The sequence below is a fragment of the Acinetobacter higginsii genome (assembly GCF_000369525.1).
GTDB lineage: Bacteria > Pseudomonadota > Gammaproteobacteria > Pseudomonadales > Moraxellaceae > Acinetobacter > Acinetobacter higginsii.
On sequence record NZ_KB850072.1, the window covers coordinates 2200809 to 2226331 of the forward strand.

Here is a 25523-nt window from a genome sequence, read left to right on the forward strand (position 1 = left end):
CCTGCATTTCAGGAAGATTAGAAAGAAAACTTAAGGTTTAGATAATATTGGCGACCACGGACATCACTATATTTGCTGAGGTATGATTGCGTTCCAGACATATCGACCGTGTAATCGTTAAATAAATTTTGAATACCGAAGCTCAGTTCGCTTGAGCTGTGTTTTAGCAACTTACTGCTCGGCAATTTCACTTTGGCAAAAATGTCATGGTAAATTTGATCTTCGATTTTTAATTTTTGATCGGCACGACCCGTTTGATTCAAAATCGCAGTCGCATTAACCATGTCATAAGAACCATAATATTGGCTTGCCCAACCAAAGCCCCAATTGTCATTGGCTTGTAGATAAATAGAGGCATTGGCACGATGTTTTAGCGGTGCATCGGAGACCGCGCCACCCACCACACTGACAAAATTCTTCTCTGGGTCAATCAAATTATGTTGTTGGCGATATTCATTAACATGGGTATAGCCCAAATTAAAGGTGGTTTCTCCAATCACGCTATCAAAGCGATAATTTAAATTGGTATCAATCCCACTGGTTTTAAGGTTTAAAGCGTTGAATGGCGTGATATCAATTGAAACCACATCGCCAGCTTGATTGCGTTGAATGCGGCTAGCATATTTGCTTTGATTGTCTAAAATATATTGCGCGCTGATCGAACTAATATTATTGGTTTTTTTGATGTTGTAATAATCAATCGATAATCGTAAATCAGGAATCGCCTCTGGGGTTAACACAATCCCAGCATTAATACTTTTTGAACTTTCTGGCGTCAGATCTGGATTGCCCCCAGAAATGCTTTCATAGGTGCTAATGATTTTACCCGTTGCTGGATCAGTTAATGTCGCTCCCGTCACTTGGGTCGAAGTCGCTTGAGAAATCTGAGAGACTGATGGTGTAACAAAGCCTTCACTATAAGACGCACGGAACATCAATTGGTCATTCGGTGCGAAGCGGAAACCTACTGTTGGCGTGATCGCATCAAATTTTGATTTACCCGAATCACTATAATTTAAGAACTTGGAACGATAGCCTGTAGCAGGATCAATTTTACTGTCATATTGCGGTATCTTGGCTTGGACATTGAAATCTTCATAACGTGCAGCCAGTTGCACATCCAGTAATTTGGCGAAAGGTAAATTCAGCTCAGGGGAAATCAGGGGAATATTAAATTCCGTGTAAACACTGGATGCATTGCTCTTACGCTCGGTAGGTTTTACCCAAGGATTGTCGACATGTTGATGTTCCGCAAAGCCTTCACTTTCATAACGGCGATGCTCAATCCCCGTTGCCAATCGAATATCGCCTGCATACCATTTTGCAATTGGACCTGTGGCTCGAATCGAGAAATCATTTAAGGTCTGCTGTGTATTATTTTTTGGATAGTTCCAGTATTTTGAAATTAAGTCCGTTGGTATGGTGGTGAAATCTTGCAGAAAATCAATTGCATTATTGGCAGTGTCTTTGTTCCATGCACTGGCTTTCGGATTTTTGCTGCCTTGACGCGTATAACGTTGACGAATATCCGATTTACTCCACGCATAATCGACCGAGAGTATCCATTCTGGTGTCAGGTCAAAGGTAAAGCCCGTTGCTACTTTCTTCTGAGTAGTTTCAAAGGTGTCCTTGGCAAAGCCACCTAGGCTATCCAAACGCATTGGATAATTCACCAGAATATCCTTGCCAAAAGGATTATGCGGACTATCTTTGCTCACTGTTACCACATTATAACCGTGCGGTGAGGTATTAAATGACCAACCCTCTTCTTTTTCATAGCCCGCCTCAAGAAACACATTCAGACGATCAGTAAAATCACGATTTAAAGAAAGACCAAAGGCTTCGGTCTTGGTATCGTAAAGTAATCCCTCTTTACCCGACCAGCCACTCACTCCATCAGACAAACCCAATGCATAGCCTTGACCCAGTTTGCTCAGATCGCCATTCCAACCTTTTGGAAGATGTGCCATAGATGAGCCCCATCCTGGCACTAATTCAGAACCATCTTTACTACGAATATTAGTTAAATTGCCCGCAGGCGGGTTGACCTTGTCCCCAATAAGACTATTTGGATTATTTTTTAAAATATTTTGGCGTGATTTACTTTTCCAGTCACGTTCGCTCGCTAGCAAACTATCTTGATCTTTTTTGGAAGCCGTCAACATCACATGGGTACGGCCATCTTCCAGAGAAAAACCTGAAACCAAATTAAAAGATTTGGCGGGTTGTTGATTATCCACGGTATCGCTATACCGCACGTTCACTTCGGTGCCAACATAGTCTTTCCGCAAAATTACATTAATGACACCACCAATCGCCCCACTGCCATAAATCGCAGCAGCTGATGTCGGTAATACTTCAATCCGTTCAATTGCAGCCAAAGGAATATTATTTAAATTGGGTTGATCGGTGGATTCAGAAGTACCACGACTGCCTGTTCCTGCACTACGGCGGCCATTAATCAACACTAGAGTTTGACTGGCACCAAGTCCACGTAAATTAATTTGACTTGATGTGCCAGAGAAATAACTGGAATTGTTGGTTGAGGTTGCCATTGGCAATACTTTAGACAACAACTCGGTGACTGTGGTAGTACCTGAGCGCTCAATCTCGTCCCTCTCGATCATAGTATAGGCTTGGACATCGTCTTCGCTACGTGGAATATCCATATTGCCCGATTTATAGGCAACATCGGCCTTACTTGCCGTCACTGCAATGGTCGGCAGCGTCGAGGCTTTATCTGCACTGTCCTGTGCAAATACATGCGGACACGACAACACCAATAAAACAGAAATGCAGAGTGTTGTTCTAATAAATTGAGATGATTTGAGAGAGTTATTTTGTTCTAACACGTAAGAACCTTAATTCATTCTTAAAAATTTCGTGAATAATACACAAAGCAAACAAAAATGACAATAATAATGATAATTATTATCAATAATAACATTGGCACCTCATATCCCTCCATATTTAAAGTTATCAATAACAACAAAAGCTTATGAGGTGGGGGAACGTGATCAATCAATCTTCATAACGAATAGAAGGTCCAATTTTAGAAAAATGTGGAGCTAAGTGTTTGCAGGTTTTTGTGATTATGATTAAAAAAAAGCCCATCTTATTCGCGAATTTGAATAAGATAGGCTGTTCAATTCTTGATTGAATCGACAATTAAAATTTATGTGTATACGTCGTCATAATTCGATTTTCGACAAAATCTGTGCCTGGATTATTGCCTGCACCATATTTAATATCGGCTCGGATATGTCGCCATTCAAAGCCTAAACCTTTAAGTTTACCTTCAGGTACGGTGTAATTGACGATCACATTCTTCTCAGTTTCTTTATTATCTTTAAAGCCTTCCCGATAGATTTCACTACCATTTAAATAGCGTAATGTCAGTTTTAACCCAGGGATACCTTGCTCTTTAAAGTCATAACTATATAAAACATGCCAAGTGAACTCTTTGGCTTTGTAGAAAGCAATTGCAGACCAGCTCTGTAAATAGGCTTGTGGCACATAACCATTCAATAAGGGAATATTGTCCTCACCCATATGCTTTTGCAGACCGGTCAAAATGGTATGTGGTCCATTTTGCACACTGGCCTGTAGACCGATTGACTGGACATCAATATCACCAAAATAAGCATCACCATCTTCTTTATAGTTAAAATAGCGGGCATCCACTTTAAGCTTGCTTTTGTTGACCGTTTCCGTAAAGGCCGCACTCAAATATTGTTGTTGATAAATATCTTCGAGCTGCCCAAACCAATAAGAACCCGTTAACTGAGGGGTAAAATTATAATCGAGGCCCAGAAAATTCAGCCCGTCACTTCTTTTGTTTGGGTCTGTCGAGTTGCCTAAGGTAAATTTTCGATATTCATCGTCATCTCGAGCATTCACATGGGTAAACCGCCCTGCCGACACTTTTAAATTTTTAATGTCTTTGCTTTCGAGCATTGCACCCGCGTAGGTGGTGACCAATTGTCGAGAATCATCAATAAACAGTACCGGTGTTTTTGGGAAAAGCTCACCGACTTTCAATTCAGTATTGTGATATTTAAATTTTAAAGTTACACCTAATTTTAAATAATCACGCTCCTGCCGACCTTCGTGCTGATCATATTTAAATACGGTATCCAGACGTTCATCATAGCGATCGGTTAAACGCAATGCATATTGAAACCCCAAATCCAAACCGACTTGAAGCGGTGTATCGGTATAGCCAGATTCAAAACGTCCTGTCATCGCCTGAGACCAACTGCCCAGATCTTTATTGGTGTTTTCGAAATCGCGTTCTAAATAAAAATTACGTAGATAAATGCTTTTTTCACTGTCTTCTAAAAAATCTGCATAAGCCACATTGATATTTAGACAGCCAAAGAGTGTATACAATGCTACGCGCTGTGCTTTATACAGCGTATCTGGTTTTAACATGGGAAATCCTTTCCTGAGTATTTGAAATTCTTATTCATTCACGCTGAGAGTTAAGACCGTCCTCACAACTGAAACCATGCTTGCCGATACCTTTAAAACTGACATAAATTCAGAAAGATATATTTGAGCAAATATTGGCCACACCTTATTATTTGAATTATTAATGTAATTTTCCATAGATAATGAAGTATATAGTTATACCTTTTAAGTCTAATTTTAGGTTATTTTCACAACAATTAAAAAAGCGGTCTTCTTGACCGCCTCTAAATTCATGAATCATTTCAATCCACTTAGTCACCTTCAAGTTGAATTGGAATGCCCTCTTCTTCAAATACCTGCTTAATACATTCCAAAATCTGCGGTAGATACGGACTCTGATCCATATTGCGCACTGCCAATGAAATTGGGGTATAGGCTTCTAAATCTAAGATTGGGATATACACCAGATTCTTCATACCAATATCACTGGCACTTTCTGGAATCAGGCAAATCCCCTCACCTGATGACACCAAACCAAGCGCCATATGAATTTCACGTACCTCGACCATATCTTTAGGCACCAGCCCCAAGTCAGTAAAAATCGATTGAATCAAGGTGGAAAAATTCGGTTTTTGGGTGGCGGGATAAGAAAAAATAGGTTCATCAATAATCTGGGACAGATAAATGCCCTGATCGATAAAGCGAGTTAAATGATGGTTTTTATGAATGGCTAATTTGAGTTTTTCTTTGCGTAATAAAATCCGTTTAATTGCAGGATCACTAATTCTTAAACGTCCAAAGCCTAAATCAATTTTACCCAGCTTTAACGCTTCGATCTGATCCTTGGTGCCATGTTCAATCAACTCCACCTGAATATCAGGATGATTTTGACGGAATAAATAAATCACTTGGGGTAATAGCGCATAAAGTAATGAACTGACATAGCCAATACGTACGATCTTATTCACCGTGCTAATGCGTTTTGCCATGGAAGCTGCTTGGGCGGTATGGGTCAAAATCTGCACCGCATGCTGATAAAAGAACTGCCCCGCCTCTGTGGTTTTTACAGGTCGCGAACCACGTTCAAATAGCAGGATTCCGAGTTCTTCTTCCAATTTTTGGATCTGACGGCTTAATGGTGGTTGCGCAATGCATAACTTTTCTGCGGCTTTGGTAATGCTCTGTTCCTCGACCACCGTCACGAAATAACGAAGATGTCTTAATTCCATTTAATATACCTTTTAAGTATCTAAAAATACCAAATTCAGCCTAGTTATAGATATTACATTAATTTAGGGTATGTAAATAGCTTAGGACGAAAGAAATACCAAAGATGTATAAATCCATAGAAACCCTACTTGTCGAGATCCCAACCATCCGCCCACATAAGATGGCGGTTGCAACCATGCAAACCCAAACCTTAGTCCTCATTAAAGTGACAACAGCAGATGGTTTGATTGGTTGGGGTGAAGCAACGACTATTGGTGGCTTGGGTTATGGAGATGAAAGTCCTGAAAGTGTCAAAACCAATATTGAGCATTACTTTTCGCCATTGTTAAAAACTTTGGACAGTTTTAATGTGGCTCAGACCCTACAGGCCATTCAACACAGTATCAATGGGAACCGCTTTGCTAAATGTGCCATTCAAACTGCACTACTGGATATTCAGGCACAACGTTTAGGTCTACCACTCAGTGAAGTGTTAGGTGGGCGCCTACGTGATAGCGTTCCTGTACTTTGGGTGTTAGCTTCGGGAAATACTGAAAAAGACATTGCTGAAGCAGAAAAAATGGTTGCGTTAAAACGCCACAATGTGTTCAAGCTCAAAATCGGCTCTCGCCCCGTTGAGCAGGATGTTGAACATGTTCTGGCAATTAAACAAGCATTGGGTGCAGAAGTTTCGATCCGTGTCGATGTCAACCGTGCATGGTCTGAGTTGAATGCGATTAAAGGGATTCAAATGCTTCAGGATGGCGGTGTTGATCTGATTGAGCAACCGTGTGCGATTCATAATATTGATGCCATGCAACGTTTGACCCGTAAATTCGATATAGCCATTATGGCGGATGAATCTTTAACCGGTCCGCAAAGTGCTTATCAACTGGCAAAAAGCAATGCCGCCTCAGTGTTTGCAGTAAAAATTGCCCAATCAGGTGGTCTGATTGAAGCCTGTGAAGTCGGGAAAATTGCCAATCTGGCAGGGATCGATCTTTACGGTGGTACCATGTTGGAAGGTCCAGTTGGCACCATTGCTTCCGCACATGCCTTCTCTACTTTTAGCAATTTAGCCGCTGGTACGGAACTGTTTGGTCCACTGTTACTCACGGAAGAAATTTTAAAAACACCGCTTCAATATGGCAATTTTGAACTCAAAATTCCAACTGGCCCTGGTCTCGGTATTGAACTGGACGAAGACAAAATCGACAACTTACGTCGTCAATAATTTAAGGAGTTGCCATGCTTTTTCATGTACGAATGGATGTAAATATCCCGCTCGATATGCCAGTTGAACAAGCCAATCAAATTAAAGCAGTTGAAAAGGCCTATTCACAAGATTTACAGCGTCAAGGTAAATGGCGTCATATCTGGCGCATTACCGGACAATACTCAAATATCAGTATCTTTGATGTGGAAACCAATGAAGAGCTGCACAATATTTTACAGGGGTTGCCATTGTATCCCTACATGAATATTGAAGTGATGGCGATGAACCGTCACCCATCAGCCATTCGTGAAGATGACAGCTAAACGCGCATAGTAGATAAAGTTAAAAACAGAATTTGAACAAGGAATGTGGCAAGCCAAGCAAGCAGCAAAACAGCAAGTCCGCGAGCCACCAAAAACTATCATACTTCAGGAGAATATGTATGAACCGTCAAGAAATCGATGCACTGGTTAAAAAAATGAATGTGGATACCGCGACAGGTGAAGTCAATCCACGTGTACAACAAATTGTGGTTCGTCTGCTCGGTGATCTTTTTCAGGCGATTGAAGATTTGGACATCTCGCAAAGCGAGCTGTGGAAAGGTCTGGAATACTTTACCGATGCAGGTCAAGCCAATGAACTGGGCTTATTGGCAGCAGGTTTAGGTCTTGAGCATTATCTAGATTTACGTGCTGATGAAGCAGATGCCAAAGCAGGTATTACTGGCGGTACACCACGTACCATTGAAGGTCCACTCTATGTGGCTGGTGCCCCAGAATCTGTCGGTTTTGCTCGTATGGATGATGGTTCTGAATCGGACAAAGTGGATACCTTATTCATCGAAGGAACTGTCACTGATCCTGAAGGTCATATTATCGAAGGTGCTAAAGTCGAAGTTTGGCATGCCAACAGCCTCGGTAACTATTCATTCTTTGATAAGTCACAATCTGACTTTAACTTACGCCGTACTATTTTATCTGATGCCAATGGTCACTATGTGGCACAGACTACTATGCCTGTCGGTTATGGCTGCCCACCAGAAGGGACCACACAAGCTGTGTTGAACTTGCTTGGCCGTCATGGCAACCGCCCTTCTCATGTACATTATTTTGTGTCTGCACCAGGCTATCGCAAATTAACCACGCAGTTCAATATTGAAGGTGATCAATACCTATGGGATGACTTTGCATTTGCAACGCGTGAAGGCTTGGTCGCAACTGCTGTTGATGTGACTGATGAAGCTGAACTTGCTCGTCGTGGTGTGAATAAGCCATTCAAACACATTACCTTTAATGTTGAATTGGTTGCAGAAAAAACAGGTGCGCCAACTACCGAAGTTGACCGTCGTCGTGTCGGTGCTTAACACCACAAATTTACTGTGAGCTAGACCTTAGCTCACAGTTTTTAAATTTCTATGCATACCCGTTTATACAGCAATTCGTATGTATAGAAATTTGAAAACATGGATAAAAGGTTGGCCTTATGATTGATAAAAGTACCCTCACATTGACTGAGGCACTGTCACAGATCAAGGATGGCGCAACCATCATGATTGGTGGCTTTGGCACCGCAGGACAACCCGCTGAACTGATTGATGGATTGATCGAACTTGGTATTAAAGACCTTGTCATCGTCAATAACAATGCTGGCAATGGTGATTATGGCTTGGCCAAACTGCTTAAAACAGGGGCAGTACGTAAAATCATCTGTTCTTTCCCACGTCAGTCTGATTCATGGGTATTCGATGAACTGTATCGTGCAGGCAAGATTGAGCTTGAACTGGTGCCACAAGGCAATCTGGCCTGTCGTATTCAGGCTGCTGGAATGGGCTTAGGTGCGGTATTTACCCCAACAAGTTTCGGTACGCTTTTGGCTGAAGGCAAGGAAACCCGCCATATCGATGGTAAAGACTACGTGCTTGAATACCCAATCAAAGCAGACTTCGCACTGATCAAGGCACACAAAGGCGATCGCTGGGGCAATCTGGTTTATAACAAATCAGCCCGTAACTTTGGTCCGATCATGGCGATGGCAGCGGATGTCACCATTGCACAGGTTTCTGAACTGGCTGAACTCGGTCAGCTTGATCCTGAACACATTATTACCCCTGGGATTTTTGTACAGCATGTGGTTGCAGTTGATGCGACGACTGGCGCAGGAGCATAAACATGAGCTATCAAAAATTAAGCCGTGACCAGATTGCTGAACGTGTCGCACAAGATATTCCAGATGGCGCTTATGTCAATCTCGGTATTGGCCTGCCGACCAAGATTTCCAATTATCTTCCTTCTGATAAAGATGTGTTCCTGCATTCGGAAAATGGCTTACTCGCATTCGGGCCGCCACCTGCCAAAGGTGAAGAAGATCCTGAGTTAATTAATGCGGGTAAAGAATTCGTCACCATGCTCACTGGTGGCAGCTTTTTCCATCATGGTGATTCCTTTGCCATGATGCGTGGCGGACATCTGGATATTGCGGTACTCGGTGCCTTTCAAGTGGCAGCCAATGGTGATCTCGCCAACTGGCATACTGGTGCAGCAGATGCGATTCCTGCGGTGGGTGGTGCGATGGATTTGGCAGTCGGTGCAAAAAAAGTATTTATCACCACCGATCACAATACCAAGCAAGGTGAACCCAAGATTGTTGAAACGCTTTCATATCCAGCAACGGGATTGAAATGTGTCGATCGTATTTATACCGACCTGTGTGTGATTGATGTGACCACGGACGGCTTAAAAGTGATTGAGAAAGTGGATGGTTTGAGCTTTGAGGAGTTACAGGCGTTGACGGGTGCTCAGCTGATTGATGCAACGCAAGGATAATGTTTACACAGCCACTAATTACCGGTTAAAGCAGAGGCTTTTTTGTATAGGCATTGCCTTACTTTTTAAGGATAAAAAGTAACAAAAATCCTTTGTTGGACTGATGGTATATCCATATACCACAGCCCAACAGGCGGCATCCATGCCGCCGCCGCGAAATGCTTATGGGAAAGTCTCAGATCGAGATTTTCACATAGTCGAATATAAATTGAGAGTTGCTATCGTGATTGGCGACAAGGATGTCGCCCCGTTACTCAGCACAACAAGGAAGTTGTGTCTGAGTAACAAAGGTTTTTGGTCACTTTTTTAAAAAAGTTACAAGAATGAGCTACTGGCATTTGATTTAAGACGATAAGACTCCGTCGTGTTCACTCATAACTGAGTAATGACGATCAACTATCGATAAATGCTCAAAAAGACTTTAACGATATGGCAGTGCTCACAACAGATTTAGAAATGGAAATGTAAGACTATGAAAAATGCTTATATCATCGATGCCATCCGTACCCCATTTGGTCGCTATGCCGGCGGTCTTGCACCAGTACGTGCAGATGACTTGGGAGCCATTCCAATTCAGGCACTTATACAACGCAATCCAAGTATCGACTGGCAACAAGTGGATGATGTGATCTATGGCTGTGCCAATCAAGCGGGTGAAGATAACCGTAATGTGGGGCGTATGTCAGCCTTATTGGCGGGATTACCTTATCAAGTGCCAGCCACCACCGTGAATCGTTTATGTGGTTCATCACTGGATGCGATTGCCATGGCTGCACGTGCCATTAAAGCCAATGAAGCTGATTTGATTATTGCAGGTGGCGTCGAAAGTATGAGCCGTGCACCCTAAGTGATGGGCAAATCAGACAGCGCCTTTGGCCGTAGTCAAAAGATTGAAGACACCACCATGGGCTGGCGTTTTATCAATCCAAAACTCAAAGAAATGTATGGCGTGGACAGCATGCCACAAACCGCGGAAAATGTGGCAGAACAATTCAATATTAACCGTGCCGATCAAGATCAGTTTGCTTTAAACAGCCAGCAACGTACTGCAACTGCACAAGCTAAGGGCTTCTTTGCTCGTGAAATCATCCCAGTGACGATTCCACAGCGTAAAGGTGATGCAGTTGTGGTGGATACGGATGAGCATCCACGTGCATCAACCACTTTAGAAGCGTTGACTAAACTTAAAGGGGTGGTGAAGGCCGAAGGGACGGTCACGGCAGGTAATGCCTCTGGAATTAATGATGGCGCAGCAGCGTTGTTGATTGCTTCAGACGAGGCGGTTGAAAAATATCAGCTCAAACCGCGTGCCAAAATCATTGCGGCAACCACAGTTGGGGTTGAACCACGGATTATGGGCTTTGCACCTGCACCTGCGATTAAGAAATTACTAAAACAGGCCAATCTCACGCTAGAACAAATGGAGGTGATTGAACTAAATGAAGCCTTTGCCGCACAAGCTTTAGCAGTGACCCGTGATTTAGGTTTGAGTGATGACGATGCACGTATCAACCCAAATGGGGGTGCGATTGCTTTGGGTCATCCTTTAGGTGCCTCGGGTGCGCGTCTAGTCACCACCGCATTGAATCAACTTGAACAGATCAAAGGCCAGTATGCCTTGTGTTCAATGTGTATCGGTGTTGGTCAAGGGATTGCCTTGATTATTCAACGTATCGAACAAAATTAAGGAAGAGTGAATGTCAGTTTTTCAATCCGCCGATGCACAGATCAACTATCAAACTTTTGGCGATCCCAGCTCCCCTGCACTGCTGTTTTCCAACTCTTTGGGCACTAACTATGGTATGTGGCAAAAGCAGTTCAATTATTTTAAAGAACACTTTTATGTGATTTGTTATGACACACGCGGTCATGGTTCATCTTCAACACCAACAGGCCCATATACGCTGCAACAATTGGGGGAAGATGTAATTGGTCTGCTCGATCATTTAAAGATCGAAAAAGCCAATTTCTGTGGTATTTCCATGGGGGGAATAACAGGTCAATGGCTTGCCATCCATTATCCAGAACGTTTTCAGCGTGTAGTTGTGAGTAATACCGCTGCGAAGATTGGACAGGAACAAGCATGGCTGGATCGTGCCCAACTGGTTCGAAAGCAGGGTTTAGTTCCAATCGCTACCACAGCAGCTTCACGCTGGTTTACAGATCCCTTTATCCAAAGTCATCCTTCAGTTGTCAATAATCTGTGTAACGACTTAAGTGCTGGCAGCGCAAATGGTTATGCCAATTGTTGTGAGGCTTTGGCTAAGGCGGATGTCCGTGATCAACTCAAAGACATCCACATTCCAGTTTTGGTGATTGCAGGGACGCAAGACCCTGTCACTACAGTGGCAGATGGTCAATTTATGCAACAACAGATACCACAATCGAAACTGGTCGAAATCAATGCCTCACATATTTCAAATATTGAGCAGGCAGAAAGCTTCAATCAGATTTTAAAGGACTTTCTGACGGATTAACTGATAAAGTCAATTATTAAAAAATGGCCTGAAACGGCCATTTTTTAATGTTCTTCATAAAGTTAGTACCGAATCATTACTGATTTAAGCTCCGTATAATCATCAATGAATGCATCAGAAAACTCTCGACCAAGACCAGAAGCTTTCACCCCGCCAAATGGTACAGATGGATCTAGGAAGGTATGCATATTGACCCATAATGTTCCTGCTTCAATTTTAGGAATTAAACGCAAAGCTTTAGACAAGTCATTTGTCCAAATACTTGCGGTTAAACCAAAACGTGACTGATTCATCATTGAAATCAACTCTTCATCACTTTCAAAAGGAATCACATCGACCACAGGACCAAAGGTTTCTTCAATAAATAAAGGATCATCCATCCCCTGCACTTTTAGTAATGTCGGTTCTACAAAATACCCAATACCTTGGATGGCTTGACCACCACAAATCACTTGATCCTTTTGCTGTGCAAGGTCGAGATAATGTTTAACCTTTTCAAAGTGTGGTTTATTGGAAAGTGGCCCAAACATGCTAGATTCATCCAGAGGCGAACCAATTTTTATCTGTTGAATTGCTCCTGTTACCTTTTCTACAAATTCATCATATTTGGACTGATGCACAAAGAAGCGCTCTGGTGCTGCACAGACCTGCCCCTGATGTACAAAAGTTGCCTGTAACAAGGTTGGTAGGATTTCATCAAGATTGGCATCCGCTAAAATGGCTGCGGCATTTTTCCCACCGAGCTCCAGACTGACCCGAGTAAGATCATTCTTCATCGCTTGTTGACCAATCGCAATGCCTGTCGGAACCGAGCCCGTAAACGAGACTTTTTTCACCAAAGGTGAATTCATTAAATATTGTCCTGTCTCCCCCTTACCTGTGACCACATTAATCACTCCTGCTGGAATTCCCGCTTCAATTGCAAGTTCAGCCAAACGTAATAATGACAAAGTGGTGAATTCACTTGGTTTCAGTACGATGCTGCAACCTGTGGTTAATGCTGAACCTATTTTCCAGCATCCAATCATCAGTGAAAAATTCCATGGCACAATTCCTGCCACCACGCCAACAGGTTGCCGTAAGGTATAGGCTGTATATTTTTCTCCATTCATGCAGGGAATTGAGGGTTGCATGGTTTGCCCATGAATTTTGGTTGCCCAGCCCGCAAAATACCTTAAAAACACCACTGTTTGAGCCACTTCCAAATGCCGAGCCAGAGTAATCAACTTCCCCGTAGTCAAAGTTTCCAACTGCGCCAACTCTTCAGCATGTAATTCCACTAAATCAGCTAATTTATTTAACTTTAAACCACGTTCATAAGGTGACGTATTGGCCCAAGCATGATGAAAGGCCTCATGCGCACTCTGAACCGCTTTTTCAACTTCGTTTTGAGTCGCGATAGCAATGGTTGAAACCACCTGTTCTGTGGCAGGGTTAATCAACTCAATCCGTTCTGATGTTTCTGCGGGAATGGTTTGACCATCAATAAAGTGACCATGCTGACGAGCCATAAATTGCTGTACACTTGCTAGAATCTGTACTTCACTCATTATTTTTTCCTCTTGAATATCTAAATATTGCAATCACAGCAATTAAGCGACCTGATTTAAAATGAATTCAGCACCACGCTCGCCAATCATGATGGCAATTGCGTTGGTATTTCCGCTTGGAACTTGTGGGCAAATCGAACAGTCAATGACGCGTAAATTTTGGAAGCCATGTACTTTAAGCGTCTGGTCTGTGACTGAATCTTTTGGTGTATTGCCCATTTTGCAACTGCCCGCAGGGTGATAAACCGTTTTAATGTTCTGGCGCATCCATGCATCAATCGCGGCAACATTCTCAGGATCAATATTTGCAGGCTCAATAATGTCTTGGACAATAGCTTTTAAGGCAGATTGTTGTAATAAGCGCAGCCCAGCCTGTACCGCACGAATGTTGGCCTCAATATCGTCTTGATGGCCTAAATAGTTTGGATCAATAATCGGCATTGCATTCGGATCTTTACTGCTTAAACGTAAAGTCCCACGTGCTTTTGGCTGTATATGTCCGACTTTAATCGTCAGTCCATGTGCTTGAGCTGTGTCTTTTTCACCAGGGGTATTATCGAAATTATCCAGCACAGGTAAAAAGTGAAATTGGACATCAGGTCGACCATTGTTATTGGTGTCAATAAAACCACCACCTTCTAGAATGTTGGTGGTTAACAATCCTGAACGTGTAAAACACCACTGTAAAAAGTGTCGTACCGCAGTTAAACCTTGGTCTTCACCGAGCAGACTATTATTGGTTGTTACTGTCGCATTAACCGACATATGCAAATGGTCGTGAAAATTCTCACCTACAGGTAAGTCACTTATACATTCGATGCCGAGTTCATCTAAATGCTGTTTTGGACCAATTCCCGAAAGTAATAAAACCTTAGGACTGCCAATTGCACCAGCACTCAGAATGACTTCTTTTTGAGCCTGTACAGTAATGGGGGATTTTCCGCCAACACTATAAGTCACCCCAGTAACCTGATCACCTTGAGTTTCAATTTTATGGACTAAAGCATCCGTAATCACTGTAAGGTCTGGGTGGTTTTCGACTGACTTTAAATAAGTTTTTGAGGTACTCGCCCGAGAACCGTTTTGAGTAGTCGTTTGATAAAACCCTACACCCGCCTGATCCCAACCATTCATATCATTGACGTAATTCATGCCCATTTGCTGACCTGCTTTAATACAAGCAAGCGTCAAAGGATGCCGATAACGGTTTTCACTGACAGGTAAAATGCCATCTTGTCCGTGATATTCATCAGCAAGACTTTCATTTTTTTCTGCCTTTTTAAAAAAAGGCAGTACATGTTGATAAGACCACTGATTACATCCCCATTCCGAGGCCCATAAATCATAATCCTGACGTTGACCTCGACAATAGATCATCCCGTTGACCGAGCTTCCACCTCCCAACACTTTGCCTTGTGCAAGGATCATCTCTCGCTGATTACAATACTTTTGTGGGACGGTCATGTATTGCCATGATTTCTGCTGGAATACTTTAACCACCGTGGCAGGTATGGTATGAAACATACTGCTATCTCGACTTCCTGCCTCTAGAACGAGAACACGCCCAGCCTTGGCTTCTAATAGTCGTGCTGCAACCACACAGCCTGCCGAGCCAGCACCAATCACGATATAGTCATATTGTGTATTCATCTGATTTCACCCTCATTTTATTTCTATGAATGCACCGCCAATAAATACGGTCTGCTTCGCACTGATTTAATAGATGTATTGCAGAATCAACTGGGCATATAAATTGGTTTTGTCATCATAATTTTGAGTGCCACCACTGTGGATATCATGCTTTGGCTTATATAGTCCGATCAGCGGAATAACGGTGAGCTTGTTATTGACTGACCAGACTGAAAACACATCCAGCTCATGCCCATCCACATTTGCCAATAACTTATTTACGGTTTGAAACTTATAAGCCAATGCACCCAGCATAAAATTTTCTTTTAAATTAATACTGTAAGAAACTTGGTGAATATCGGCATTTTTATTGAATGGCCCTGCATAGTTTCCAGCGACTTCTCCCTGAAACCATGTTCCAAATCCAACCGTATTGCCGTAAAACATGGGGTCGTACTGATCGGAAAAATGGCTGAAACGATAACCTAGGGACGGCGTATATTTTGTAGATAAGAAGTTATAGTTCAGTCCCAGATAGCCTGCATTTTCCGTGCTGTCCTGTTTATCCTGAACCACCCATTCAGACTTCAGTTGCAGTTCAGGCAAGACTTGATAATTCAAACGTAAAGCATAGTTTTTAAGATCTTCGCGCCCCGAAACCTGTTCAGCATCTTCAAGATCTAATACATCTAAATAAGTAAACCCAACACCTTTATCTTTAAGCTGATACATCAGATCCGTCACAAACAGTTCTGATGAAAATTGTGCTTTGTTATTCGACTTTAAATACGCCAGTTTTAGCGTTGTATCTTGTTGCGGTTTGTATTGAAGCAGACTTGTAAAATCAAAGCTGCGACGAGCTGCCAAATAATAAGCCCCACCTCGATCGAGTGCCCCATCCGCAGGTGCTTTACCCAGATTTAAGGCATCACCCGCAACAAAAAAACCATCACCGATCATGATATTTTGCCGACCGATACTGAAATTATAGGTCGTCAATTCATCTTTATGGCTACCATCTTTAAAACCAATCACCCATTCATTCACATCGGTTTTATGTTCTTGACCATTACTGTTTTGACCAGCATCACCATCACCCCATGTTGCTGAGCTGATCCCGCTTAAACTGGCATAGAACTGATGGTTTTGAAAAGTTTGCTGCCCTTTGGCACCATATTTAAGATGGCCTTCTTGCCAATTGATCCGCTGGTCATCGATGTTTTCACCGTTATAGCTTTTAGCACTACTAAAAGCACCAAAAGTGGCTTCAAAAATCGGTTTAATTTCAAGCTCACCTGCATATGCAGTTGAAAAACATGAGACAAGCAGCGTCCCTCTCACGATTTGAGAAAGTAAGGTTTTCATACAAAATTCCTTTTTTGTCAGCGATCTACTTAACGCTCAGTTCTGGGTAATCTTGGATTACCCATGTCACTTGATCTGCGTTTTAGTGATGCTCGTGCTGAGCGTGTTCCTGTTCATCACCCAAGTTCAACGTTGGGGTGTTGTCAAAGAAATTCCAAGGTTTGATCAAGGTATAAACCCATTCCGTCGGCATGATTGGCCATTCTTCAGCGCGTGCCACATGGGTGGTTCCTGTGGTCATCCAGACCACAAGGTCTTTATTTTCAATATTTTCATTGTTCTGAATAAACTGACCTAAACCTGTGTCATGAGTTGAACGATTCGAATATTTCCCTTCTGGATAGCGTTCATCTGGATTGTATTGTGTCACCCAAATTTGTTTATCCATAAAGTTAAGGCGTTTAAATAGCCATTCATCCGGGGCAAAATTAGCACCCTTCGCCACTGGGTGAGTTCCGCCCGCAAACGGAATCAATTGGTAAGAAACCGGATTGCCTAATTTATTTTCCTTGTTGAAATTGGTGAGTAAACGAATAGTCGATGGATCAAATTTTTCAGCCGCGTTTTGCTCATTGCTAATCACTTTACTGTCAATTTGCATCGAACTTGTACGAACACCACCTCGGTCATTGGCCTTCACCACAGGGTCCATATGCATAAAGCTATTATTTTCTCCATCTACATCCATATCTAAGCGGAAGTTATAGATATGTTGATGCGTGGTTCCGACAATATTATGGTCAATCAAGGTGCCATATTTGGTGTCTTCTTTAGCGGTACTGTCATGCATAGTTCGTGCTTTAACGCCTTTCACCGCTTCAATACCCGTTGCACCTGCATTAATGCCAATCACGCCATTTTGGGCAAAGACCCAGTCAAACATGTAATCGTAATTACCCACTGTGCTAATCCAACGCACGACAAGTTCACGGCGTGCTTCACTTGCGTCTTGATCACCAAAAATTTCTTGGTGTTTGTACTCAGGTCCTGCATAACGCTCAAAAATGGCGATGGCATTTGGAATAATTTGTGGCTGGCCTTTGTAGTCGGCAATCACTGCATCCAGTAACACCGCATTTTCTGGTGCATCGGTACCCAGTTGAATATTTGAGGTTAGGGTTCCCATGCCATACTCGCCTGAATCCAGATAAGATTTAAAGTACCAGCCCATATCTGGGTCGCCATAAGGAACCACCATGCCGCCCAGATTACCTTCATACATGACCTTGCGTTTTACACCTTTATCTTTATAGGTCACGGTTGAAAGTTGCAGGCCAACACGAGAGTCTAGTGCGACATGGAAACACCAATTCCCCCAATGTACGGTTTGTCCTGTAATGGTAAAGTTCTTGCCTTCAGGTTCACTGATATCGAGAGGTTTGATTTTCGGTGGCTGGGTATTCTTGGTGGCATAAGGCCGATCTGTCATCGGTACAGGAATCATCGCTCCTTCTTCAATTTTAATAATTTTTTCTTTATCTAAATCCACCACTGCGACCAAATTCTCAATCGGATGCGCCCAATAGTTACCATCTCCTGTATCCAGATAAGATACGACTTTTAAGACATTCAGTTGTTTATCTAAACCATCTTTACCGCCAAAATAGCCGACAGTTAATGGATTGGTAATCACTTTCTTCACATCGGTGATACCACGTTTACGCAAAGCGTCCTGATATTCTTTGCTGGCCTCAATCACACGCTGTACGGTCTCAAAGTTGTCCAGTAACACCATGCCATGCGTGTCTTTTAATACATTCCATTTGCTAACCTGTTGCGTCGTCAGGTTCACTTCACCTTCAATTGCCTGATTGCCTTTCAATAAAATGAATGACGCCACACGGTCATCTTTATACTCTTTATGATTAATAAAGAAATCCCAGACTTTGGCCTTTTCTGGCTCTTTCAGCTTCAACTCGGCAAAACGCATATTTTTATAGGCATATTTTGAGCGATTAATGACGTCAAAGGTCTTTTTGATTTCTGCCATATTTAGGCTATTGAGCGGATGAAAGGTATTTTCAATTTTAAAGGTTTGATCTAAACCCGACTGGAATACTTCATTGAAAAAATCTTTCCCAATAACAGGTTTACCGTCTTGGATTAATACTGGGACGCTCAGCTTTAAGGGTTTTCCATTCACCAAGACCTGATCTGAATTGGGTTTGGCTCTGACCACTATAGAACCTTTGGAGATGGTATAGCTATTAGTGAAGTCATCCTTGACCACTTTGGCACCCTGCTCACTCATGTTTTGATAGAGTGGCACCAATTCGGCAGCCTCACCATGCGCATAAGCGGCGCTATGAACACCACATAAACTCGCAGCGATGGATAGGTTAAACGCCAGTATTTTTTGTATCTCTTTGAATAATCTTTGTTTACGCATCACGTTGATCCTTTTTTATCTATCCCTGAGCGATCTGTATCAGATCGTTAAAATGCTCTTTGCTCTGTGTGCAGCGGCTAAAATCAACTTCATATTTCAAGCCGATTGAAGCGCTTTAATCTTCCCTTATTGGTTTAATTTCAACACAGTTGCATGGGTCTAGCTTGTCCAAGAATGACGCGGAACTTGTCTAAAAATGACATCTAAAATGTTTAAGCCAACATCGTTTCTCTAAATTCTTTCGGAGAGATGCCATAGGTTTTTTTGAAGATCTTTGAAAAATGAGCACCATCCCAAAAGCCCCATTTCAGCGCGATTTGAGTGATCGAACTCTGCTTGTTTCTTTTATCCAACAGATCTGTTTTGACCTTCTCGAGTCGTTTGATCTGTATGTATTTATTAATTGATAGGTTTTCTTGCACAAATAATCGATACAGATGCCGTAACGATACCCCGATATGTGCAGCAATCAACTTTGGAGAGAGATCAGGTTTTGTCAGATTTTCAATAATATAGCGCTCGGCTTTTTCCAAAAGATGATTCTGATTATTATTGATGTTTTTATAATTAATGGTCGGTTTGATGAGGGCAATCAACGCATCTTCAAAGGCATTACCATCTTCCGATGCATACCAAAGCTTGATATTTTCAGGCGACATATTTTTCAAAATATTCTTAAGCAAAAAACCACTCATATTTTGGGTGATCAACTTACCAAAATATTCAGAACTAATATTCTCTTTCAGCAACTTTTCCCGTGACAGATGCACTGAAATTTGACTGACTAAACCTTGTGGAAACATCGAAATGGTTTCGACGGGATCAACCAAGACAATATCACCCTCATTTAAGGTCAAAGTTTCATTTTTATATTGCAGCAACATCTTGCCCGAATTCTGCAAAATCAAAAAACAGAAACGATTATTGACCCGATCGATTTCATCCGCCTTTCGGACGATTTTATTGGCATTATTTTTAATAAAGGCAATCTCGGTATCACCCAGTAAAAAACATTGCACTTCACCAATAAATAAATTCCGTGTGCCATCAAAATCTGTTTCAAAATTGCCGCACACATTCTTGATATGATGTGTCCACATTAACAGTGCATCACTCACATATTGGTTCATCCCTTCGCTCCCCTGTGCTGCACAATTGCTAAAGTTTGTTGTTTAGCACTGCTGCTCTGTTTTGGCTTGTATGCAATCATGTTTGATCAATAAACAAGTTGCGTGCCAAAAATTCCTCATCCTTGGAATTCTTTTTTGATTAGAATCAGCTCGGTCCAAAGCTGATAAATGGAACTCAATTTATCAGCTTCACTCCGCTTATGCTACACCAGCAAAGTCTCTCAGCATGGTGATAAAGGTCTCCTTTTGCTCATCAGAATATTTTTCAAACACCTCATTTTGATGGCTATCCGCGATATCAAATAGATAATGCGCAGTTTTCTTGCCTTTTTCGGTGAGTTTGAAAAAGCCGTCACTCTCAATCAGCAAACCATCTTTTTTCAGAATGGTCGCTGCCTGCTCCACTTCACGCATCGGCATGGCAATATCACGCGGCAAATCTGCTTTATTCGACGCAGTACCACTGCCCAGTACCAATAATAAACGTGCTTCACTGGTGCGGAATCCTGTCACTAGCTGCTTGGGAATATAATCAGTTTGATAGAATTTAAAAGCCCGACTCATCAGATAACAGACATTGCTATATAAATGCCCTTGATGCATTTCACCAATATCTTCAGCTTCAACGGTGTCTTTTAACTGCAATAACGGATGTGGAATCACGCCCGAATAAGCCCCTTGGTGATACACCAGCGGACTGCGTCCTTCATCACGAAAACGTACCACTTTACCAATAATAATCCAGTGATCTCCACCTTCAATAATCTCATGGCGTTCACATTCAAATACCGCAGAACAGTGGTCTAAAATAGGCGCTTGACCCGAACCCGTCTGATAACTGGTGCCTTCATACTTATCGATATTACGGCGTGAAAATTTATTGGATAACTCAATCTGCGAGCCCGATAGAATATTCACTGCAAAATGTGAGGCCTGTTCAAACACAGGAAAACTGGATGAGTTTTTATCAATACTCCATAAAATTAGCGGTGGATCTAAAGACACTGAATTAAAACTATTGGCAGTCACGCCCACCTTTTCACCTTGTTCATTTTGCGCGGTCACAATGGTGACACCTGTGGCAAAATTGCCCAAAGCACGTCTGAACTGCATTGGATCTATTGTGATTTCATCCATTGATTTTAGTGAATTCATTATTCTCTCCTGAATCTTTTATCCTATTGAGGCCAATCACCAGACTGGCCTGCTGCTCGAATCAATTAAATATCAAGCACCAACCGTGCAGACTTGGAACGTGAACAGCACACCAGAATCTGCTCATTACTGGCCTTTTCTTCATCGGTAAAATAGACATCGCGATGGTCTGGTTCCCCCTCAATCACATCGCACATGCAAGTACCACACACGCCTTGTTCACACGACATTTCAATCTCAATGCCTTCACGTGCCAAGGCCTGCAAAATGGTTTCTTCGGCATTGACCAGAATGATCTTGCCACTTTGCTGTGCCACCACTTCAAATGCATCACCACCTGTTTCAACTTCAACCTGAAAATATTCCTTATGAATCTGCTGTTCAGGAAAGTTTTGAGTCAGGGCTAGATTGATCACCCAATCCATAAATCCATTCGGGCCACAGGTATAGATATGGCTGTCTTGATCAATGTCTTGAATAGCGGATTGGAAAAACTCACGGTGACTCGCCCCTTCCGATTTAAAATGAAAGGTCGTGAAAGGCGCCAAGATGCCATTTTTGATTTCATCGACAAAAGCACAGCGTTCTGGGCTTGCACCGCAGTAATGCAGTTCAAAAGAAGTGCCTTCCTGTGCCAATTGATAGGCCATGGTAATTAGGGGGGTAATTCCAATACCACCACCCACCAGTACCGCATGTTTGGATTTGACTAAAGGAAACAGGTTTTTCGGTTCACTGACCTGAATCTGCATGCCATCCTTTAACTCATCAAAGGCCGATACTGAACCACCACGTGATTCGGGATCACGTAGAATGCCGAGTCGAAACTTACCGACATCATTCGGGTTCTGGCACAATGAGTACTGACGCACCATGCCATTCGGAAGGTGCACATCAATATGCGCACCTGCTTCAATTTTGGGTAATACGGTCGAATTTGCAGATTCAAACTCCATGACTGCAACATTCCCACCTTCGACATGACGGTTTTTTACCACCACGTTATACAGTATCGTCATGATTTCTCTCCCTGATATGCATCTCGCCTAAGGCTTAACGCATAAATAATCCACCGTTAATATCCCATGTTGCCCCTGTTACGAAAGCTGCACTTGGACTGGCCAATAACGCACAGGTTTCGGCAATAAATTCCATGCTGCCCAAAGCTTTGACGGGGATATTTTGAATAAATTGCGCCATTTTTTCGTTAGACACGACGCTGTGTACAATTGGTGATTCCATTGGCCCAGGCGCAATCGCATTCACCGTCACGCCTTTGGCTGCAAACTCTTTGGCAAAGATTTTGGTTAGGGTAATAATTGCGCCTTTGGTGGACGCATAATGTGCACCCGTTGCAGTACCGCCATTTTGTCCCGCTAAAGATGCCATATTGACGATACGGCCATAACCTTGATCAGCCATATATTTACCAATGATCTGGCAAGACTGAAACGTGCCACGCTGATTCACTTGCGTGATCATGTCAAAATCCGCTGCGCTAATCTCTAAGACAGGCGTTGCTTTGGTCATGGTGGCATTGTTGATTAACACATCCAGTTTTGAGAATGTCTGCTGAATCCACTGCACAGCGGCATGAAAATCAGCCTCAACCGAGATATCCAATTTCAGTGGAAATAGATTCTCTGCATATGCACTGCGTGCTTTGGCTTGCTCTGCTTTCTCTAAAGTACTGGCAGACAAGATCACCTGATGCCCTTGTGCTGCAAAATATTCGGCAATGACATTTCCTAGACCCGAAGCGGCACCTGTGACTAAAACAACCTGTTGCATTTTTTCGCTCCTAGAGAATGTAGCTGATACCCGCCAAGGTATCGGTTGAGTTAACTAAATTGATAATTTTACGATTGATCTTAAAGCCTTGTTCCGCATCACGAACCAAATGGAAAGTCACATCAGCGGTATAATGCTTGAGGTTTTCTTTACGGAATTCACGCAAGTTCTGCGCACAACGCAAAATGATTTCACCCTCTTGATCTTGAACGATACGGATACGCGAAACACTACGCACGGTATTGGCTTTAGGTGCAGTTGAAATCGCCTCACCATTTTCCAGACGCTGTACCCGTAACTTACGCATATGATGGTCGTCATAGGCATAGTTCAAATTATTTTCATAATCGGTCAGTTTCGGATCAATCGGGATGATATACACACCTTTTTCATTCCAAAGGTCCAACCAAGTATCATGCTCAGAATGGTCCAGCATATCGGCTTCTGCCCAGATAAAAGCGGTCACTTCATTCAGTAAATTTAAATCGATTTTCATGGCGCTCTCCTTAAGCCGTCATCATCTTTTTCCACTGCTGATAGGCAGCGCGCATCCCTGTTTCAGCACTGACATCACTCTTTAGGCCATCTTCAGTTTTGACTTCACCTGGCAGACCGCGATTCAGCATGATCCATAAATCATTACCAGCATTGGCACCATGTTGTACACGCTCCCATGCTTCTGAATCATCTGGTGTACCGAAGCCAAACGGCCCTTGGAAATGTTCATGCAAACGTAAACGATATTGGTTGGCAATTTGTGGACCGCCATCCATAGTAATGACGGAATGATGAATCTCTGTTTCATTGACAGAAATCGGTTGCATCACGCGGAAGAACGCCATTGAACAGGCAATGTTCGGGAACAGGTTCAGGTTGAAACCAGAACCACCCACTGCACGCACAATACGGCGCACTTCCAGTTCTTCATGTCCTTCATCACGCAAGGCTTGAGCCAAGTCTTCAAAACGTTCCTGAATTGGACGTTCCATCAACTCTTCATCTAAATCAACCAGTTCAGGAATCATCACCATCACACTGTGACCATTGCCTAAGTCTTCGACATAGCCCGGCTGATTTTCAAAGTTAAACAGTTCTTCGGTTTTTTCATCGACTGAACTTAAGAATGACTTGTGCACCAATGGGAAGTGGTAAGCATCGGTCGTATTTTCCAATTGGATTTTCCAGTTACCCGGAAAACGGAAACGATGTTCACCCAAGACCTTGATTGGATAACCAGCCCCTTGTTTCATAAACAAGTCGATCCATTTTTTCGCAGCACCCAAGAAATCTTCTAAAGGCTCAATGTCCTGTTTAAAGGTGGCGAAAATCATGCCGTTGTATTCTTCAACGCGCAGGCTAATCAATGGAAACTCAGATTTATCTAAACATTCGCCATAGCTTTCAGGTGAAGGCACACCACGTAATGAGCCATCTAATGCATAGCTCCAACCATGGTATGGACAGACAAAACTGTTGGTTTTACCTTTTTTATGTTCGCAGACCGTTGCAGCACGATGACGACAACGGTTCAGCAGAACATGCACTTTTTTCTTACGATCACGCACCACAACCACAGGTTGCTTGCCAATATTGATGGTCTTATAGCTACCACCATCTGGAATCTCGCTAGCATGTGCTACCCACACCCATGTGCTGTAATAAATCTTTTCCATCTCATCTTCAAAGATTTTTTCGTCCTTATACAATGAGGTATGGGCACGATCACTTTGCACCAATTCGTTGTAATCCATCTCAATGTTGTGCATTGGAATAATACTGTTCATATCCACGATCCTTTTCGGTTTATCCATTGGTTATTGCTGAGACGGCACTGGCAATGCGGCTATGCTGTCCCAGTGAGATACGGGGCGACTGAAAACATTTTCAGTCTGAAAATGTTTGATCTTCCAGCGACCATCGGGTTGCTGTTTAAACTGCACCGTGAGTTTGGCGGCATTTAAATGGCTACGACCATCACGGAAGGTTGAGGTTTGCAACATCAACCAGCTGGCATTGGCCTGATCTGCTTCGATATAAATTTGCTCTGAGCTGACAAAATGCGCATTCATGACAAAATGCGACTGCTTTTGGGTATAGCTTTTGAACATGTCATAAATGGCTTGCCAAGACGCATAGCGACCAAAAGACTGAGCATATTTCTCGCCAATCCCTTCCCAAATGCTGTTCGGATCAAATAAATCCATCAATTCATTCAGGTCAGTATCGGCATTCAAGGCATCACAAATTTCCATATAACGATTGATACAGTTACGGATCGCATTTTGGGCTTCAAGCTGTTGCAGGCGTTGTAACAGTTCCGTTAAATCCATTGGCGCATTCATGTCATTCATCCTTGCCATTCCAATCTTTAATCCAA

Annotated in this window: 20 protein-coding genes and 1 pseudogene; 7 read left to right on the top strand and 14 right to left on the bottom strand. The window is 42.6% G+C overall.

What is annotated here, in order from left to right; all coding sequences use genetic code 11:
- Window positions 1-17: 17 nt before the first annotated feature.
- From F902_RS16495 to catM, 3 genes are all read right to left on the bottom strand, one after another.
- Window positions 18-2852 carry a TonB-dependent receptor domain-containing protein gene (locus F902_RS16495; protein ID WP_005205176.1) on the bottom strand — a complete coding sequence of 945 codons (2835 nt, stop codon included), beginning with the start codon at window positions 2850-2852 and terminating at the stop codon, window positions 18-20.
- A 316-nt stretch (window positions 2853-3168) separates the two neighbouring features.
- Window positions 3169-4434: an OprD family outer membrane porin gene (locus F902_RS16500; RefSeq protein ID WP_005205177.1), complete on the bottom strand. Its 1266-nt coding sequence runs from the start codon at window positions 4432-4434 to the stop codon at window positions 3169-3171.
- A 290-nt stretch (window positions 4435-4724) separates the two neighbouring features.
- Window positions 4725-5642, bottom strand: a complete 918-nt coding sequence (gene catM, locus F902_RS16505; protein WP_004654826.1) for a cis,cis-muconate-binding transcription regulator CatM — start codon at window positions 5640-5642, stop codon at window positions 4725-4727.
- A gap of 104 nt (window positions 5643-5746) precedes the next feature.
- On the opposite strand from catM, the gene F902_RS16510 reads away from it, so the two are divergent.
- The 7 genes and pseudogenes from F902_RS16510 (at window position 5747) to pcaD (ending at window position 12137) form a co-directional block, all read left to right on the top strand.
- On the top strand, window positions 5747-6856 hold the full coding sequence (locus tag F902_RS16510) for a muconate/chloromuconate family cycloisomerase (RefSeq protein WP_005205178.1): 1110 nt from the start codon (window positions 5747-5749) through the stop codon (window positions 6854-6856).
- A 14-nt stretch (window positions 6857-6870) separates the two neighbouring features.
- Window positions 6871-7161: a muconolactone Delta-isomerase gene (gene catC, locus F902_RS16515; RefSeq protein WP_005205179.1), complete on the top strand. Its 291-nt coding sequence runs from the start codon at window positions 6871-6873 to the stop codon at window positions 7159-7161.
- A gap of 119 nt (window positions 7162-7280) precedes the next feature.
- Window positions 7281-8201: a catechol 1,2-dioxygenase gene (catA, locus tag F902_RS16520; protein WP_005205180.1), complete on the top strand. Its 921-nt coding sequence runs from the start codon at window positions 7281-7283 to the stop codon at window positions 8199-8201.
- A gap of 119 nt (window positions 8202-8320) precedes the next feature.
- A complete protein-coding gene (locus F902_RS16525) occupies window positions 8321-9004 on the top strand; it encodes a 3-oxoacid CoA-transferase subunit A (protein ID WP_005205181.1) in 684 nt (227 codons plus the stop codon).
- 2 nt (window positions 9005-9006) lie between these two features.
- On the top strand, window positions 9007-9660 hold the full coding sequence (locus tag F902_RS16530; protein ID WP_005205182.1) for a 3-oxoacid CoA-transferase subunit B: 654 nt from the start codon (window positions 9007-9009) through the stop codon (window positions 9658-9660).
- Between the two features lie 472 nt (window positions 9661-10132).
- A pseudogene (gene pcaF / locus F902_RS16540) lies at window positions 10133-11347 on the top strand (3-oxoadipyl-CoA thiolase).
- 10 nt (window positions 11348-11357) lie between these two features.
- Window positions 11358-12137 carry a 3-oxoadipate enol-lactonase gene (pcaD, locus tag F902_RS16545; RefSeq protein ID WP_005205189.1) on the top strand — a complete coding sequence of 260 codons (780 nt, stop codon included), beginning with the start codon at window positions 11358-11360 and terminating at the stop codon, window positions 12135-12137.
- Between the two features lie 62 nt (window positions 12138-12199).
- Here the strand turns inward: pcaD and F902_RS16550 are convergent, their stop codons facing one another.
- The 11 genes from F902_RS16550 to F902_RS16600 form a co-directional block, all read right to left on the bottom strand.
- On the bottom strand, window positions 12200-13687 hold the full coding sequence (locus tag F902_RS16550) for an aldehyde dehydrogenase family protein (RefSeq protein WP_005205191.1): 1488 nt from the start codon (window positions 13685-13687) through the stop codon (window positions 12200-12202).
- 42 nt (window positions 13688-13729) lie between these two features.
- The gene (locus tag F902_RS16555) at window positions 13730-15337 is read right to left on the bottom strand and encodes a GMC family oxidoreductase (protein ID WP_005205194.1); all 1608 of its coding nucleotides are present in this window, start codon (window positions 15335-15337) and stop codon (window positions 13730-13732) included.
- A gap of 66 nt (window positions 15338-15403) precedes the next feature.
- Window positions 15404-16681 (bottom strand): hypothetical protein, encoded by a 1278-nt coding sequence (locus tag F902_RS16560; protein WP_005205197.1) that lies wholly within the window; start codon window positions 16679-16681, stop codon window positions 15404-15406.
- Between the two features lie 82 nt (window positions 16682-16763).
- Window positions 16764-19079, bottom strand: coding sequence for a primary-amine oxidase (gene tynA, locus F902_RS16565; RefSeq protein WP_171061098.1), 2316 nt, complete (start codon window positions 19077-19079; stop codon window positions 16764-16766).
- 203 nt (window positions 19080-19282) lie between these two features.
- Window positions 19283-20200: a transcriptional regulator FeaR gene (gene feaR, locus F902_RS16570; RefSeq protein ID WP_005205201.1), complete on the bottom strand. Its 918-nt coding sequence runs from the start codon at window positions 20198-20200 to the stop codon at window positions 19283-19285.
- A gap of 198 nt (window positions 20201-20398) precedes the next feature.
- Window positions 20399-21358, bottom strand: a complete 960-nt coding sequence (locus F902_RS16575) for a p-hydroxyphenylacetate 3-hydroxylase reductase component (RefSeq protein ID WP_171061097.1) — start codon at window positions 21356-21358, stop codon at window positions 20399-20401.
- A 62-nt stretch (window positions 21359-21420) separates the two neighbouring features.
- Window positions 21421-22374 (bottom strand): PDR/VanB family oxidoreductase, encoded by a 954-nt coding sequence (locus F902_RS16580; RefSeq protein WP_005205207.1) that lies wholly within the window; start codon window positions 22372-22374, stop codon window positions 21421-21423.
- 34 nt (window positions 22375-22408) lie between these two features.
- Window positions 22409-23146 carry an SDR family NAD(P)-dependent oxidoreductase gene (locus F902_RS16585; RefSeq protein ID WP_005205208.1) on the bottom strand — a complete coding sequence of 246 codons (738 nt, stop codon included), beginning with the start codon at window positions 23144-23146 and terminating at the stop codon, window positions 22409-22411.
- Window positions 23147-23156: 10 nt separating this feature from the next.
- Window positions 23157-23642, bottom strand: a complete 486-nt coding sequence (locus F902_RS16590; protein ID WP_005205209.1) for an aromatic-ring-hydroxylating dioxygenase subunit beta — start codon at window positions 23640-23642, stop codon at window positions 23157-23159.
- 10 nt (window positions 23643-23652) lie between these two features.
- Window positions 23653-24930 (bottom strand): aromatic ring-hydroxylating oxygenase subunit alpha, encoded by a 1278-nt coding sequence (locus F902_RS16595; protein WP_005205210.1) that lies wholly within the window; start codon window positions 24928-24930, stop codon window positions 23653-23655.
- 30 nt (window positions 24931-24960) lie between these two features.
- Window positions 24961-25488, bottom strand: a complete 528-nt coding sequence (locus tag F902_RS16600; RefSeq protein WP_005205211.1) for a nuclear transport factor 2 family protein — start codon at window positions 25486-25488, stop codon at window positions 24961-24963.
- Window positions 25489-25523: the final 35 nt, after the last annotated feature.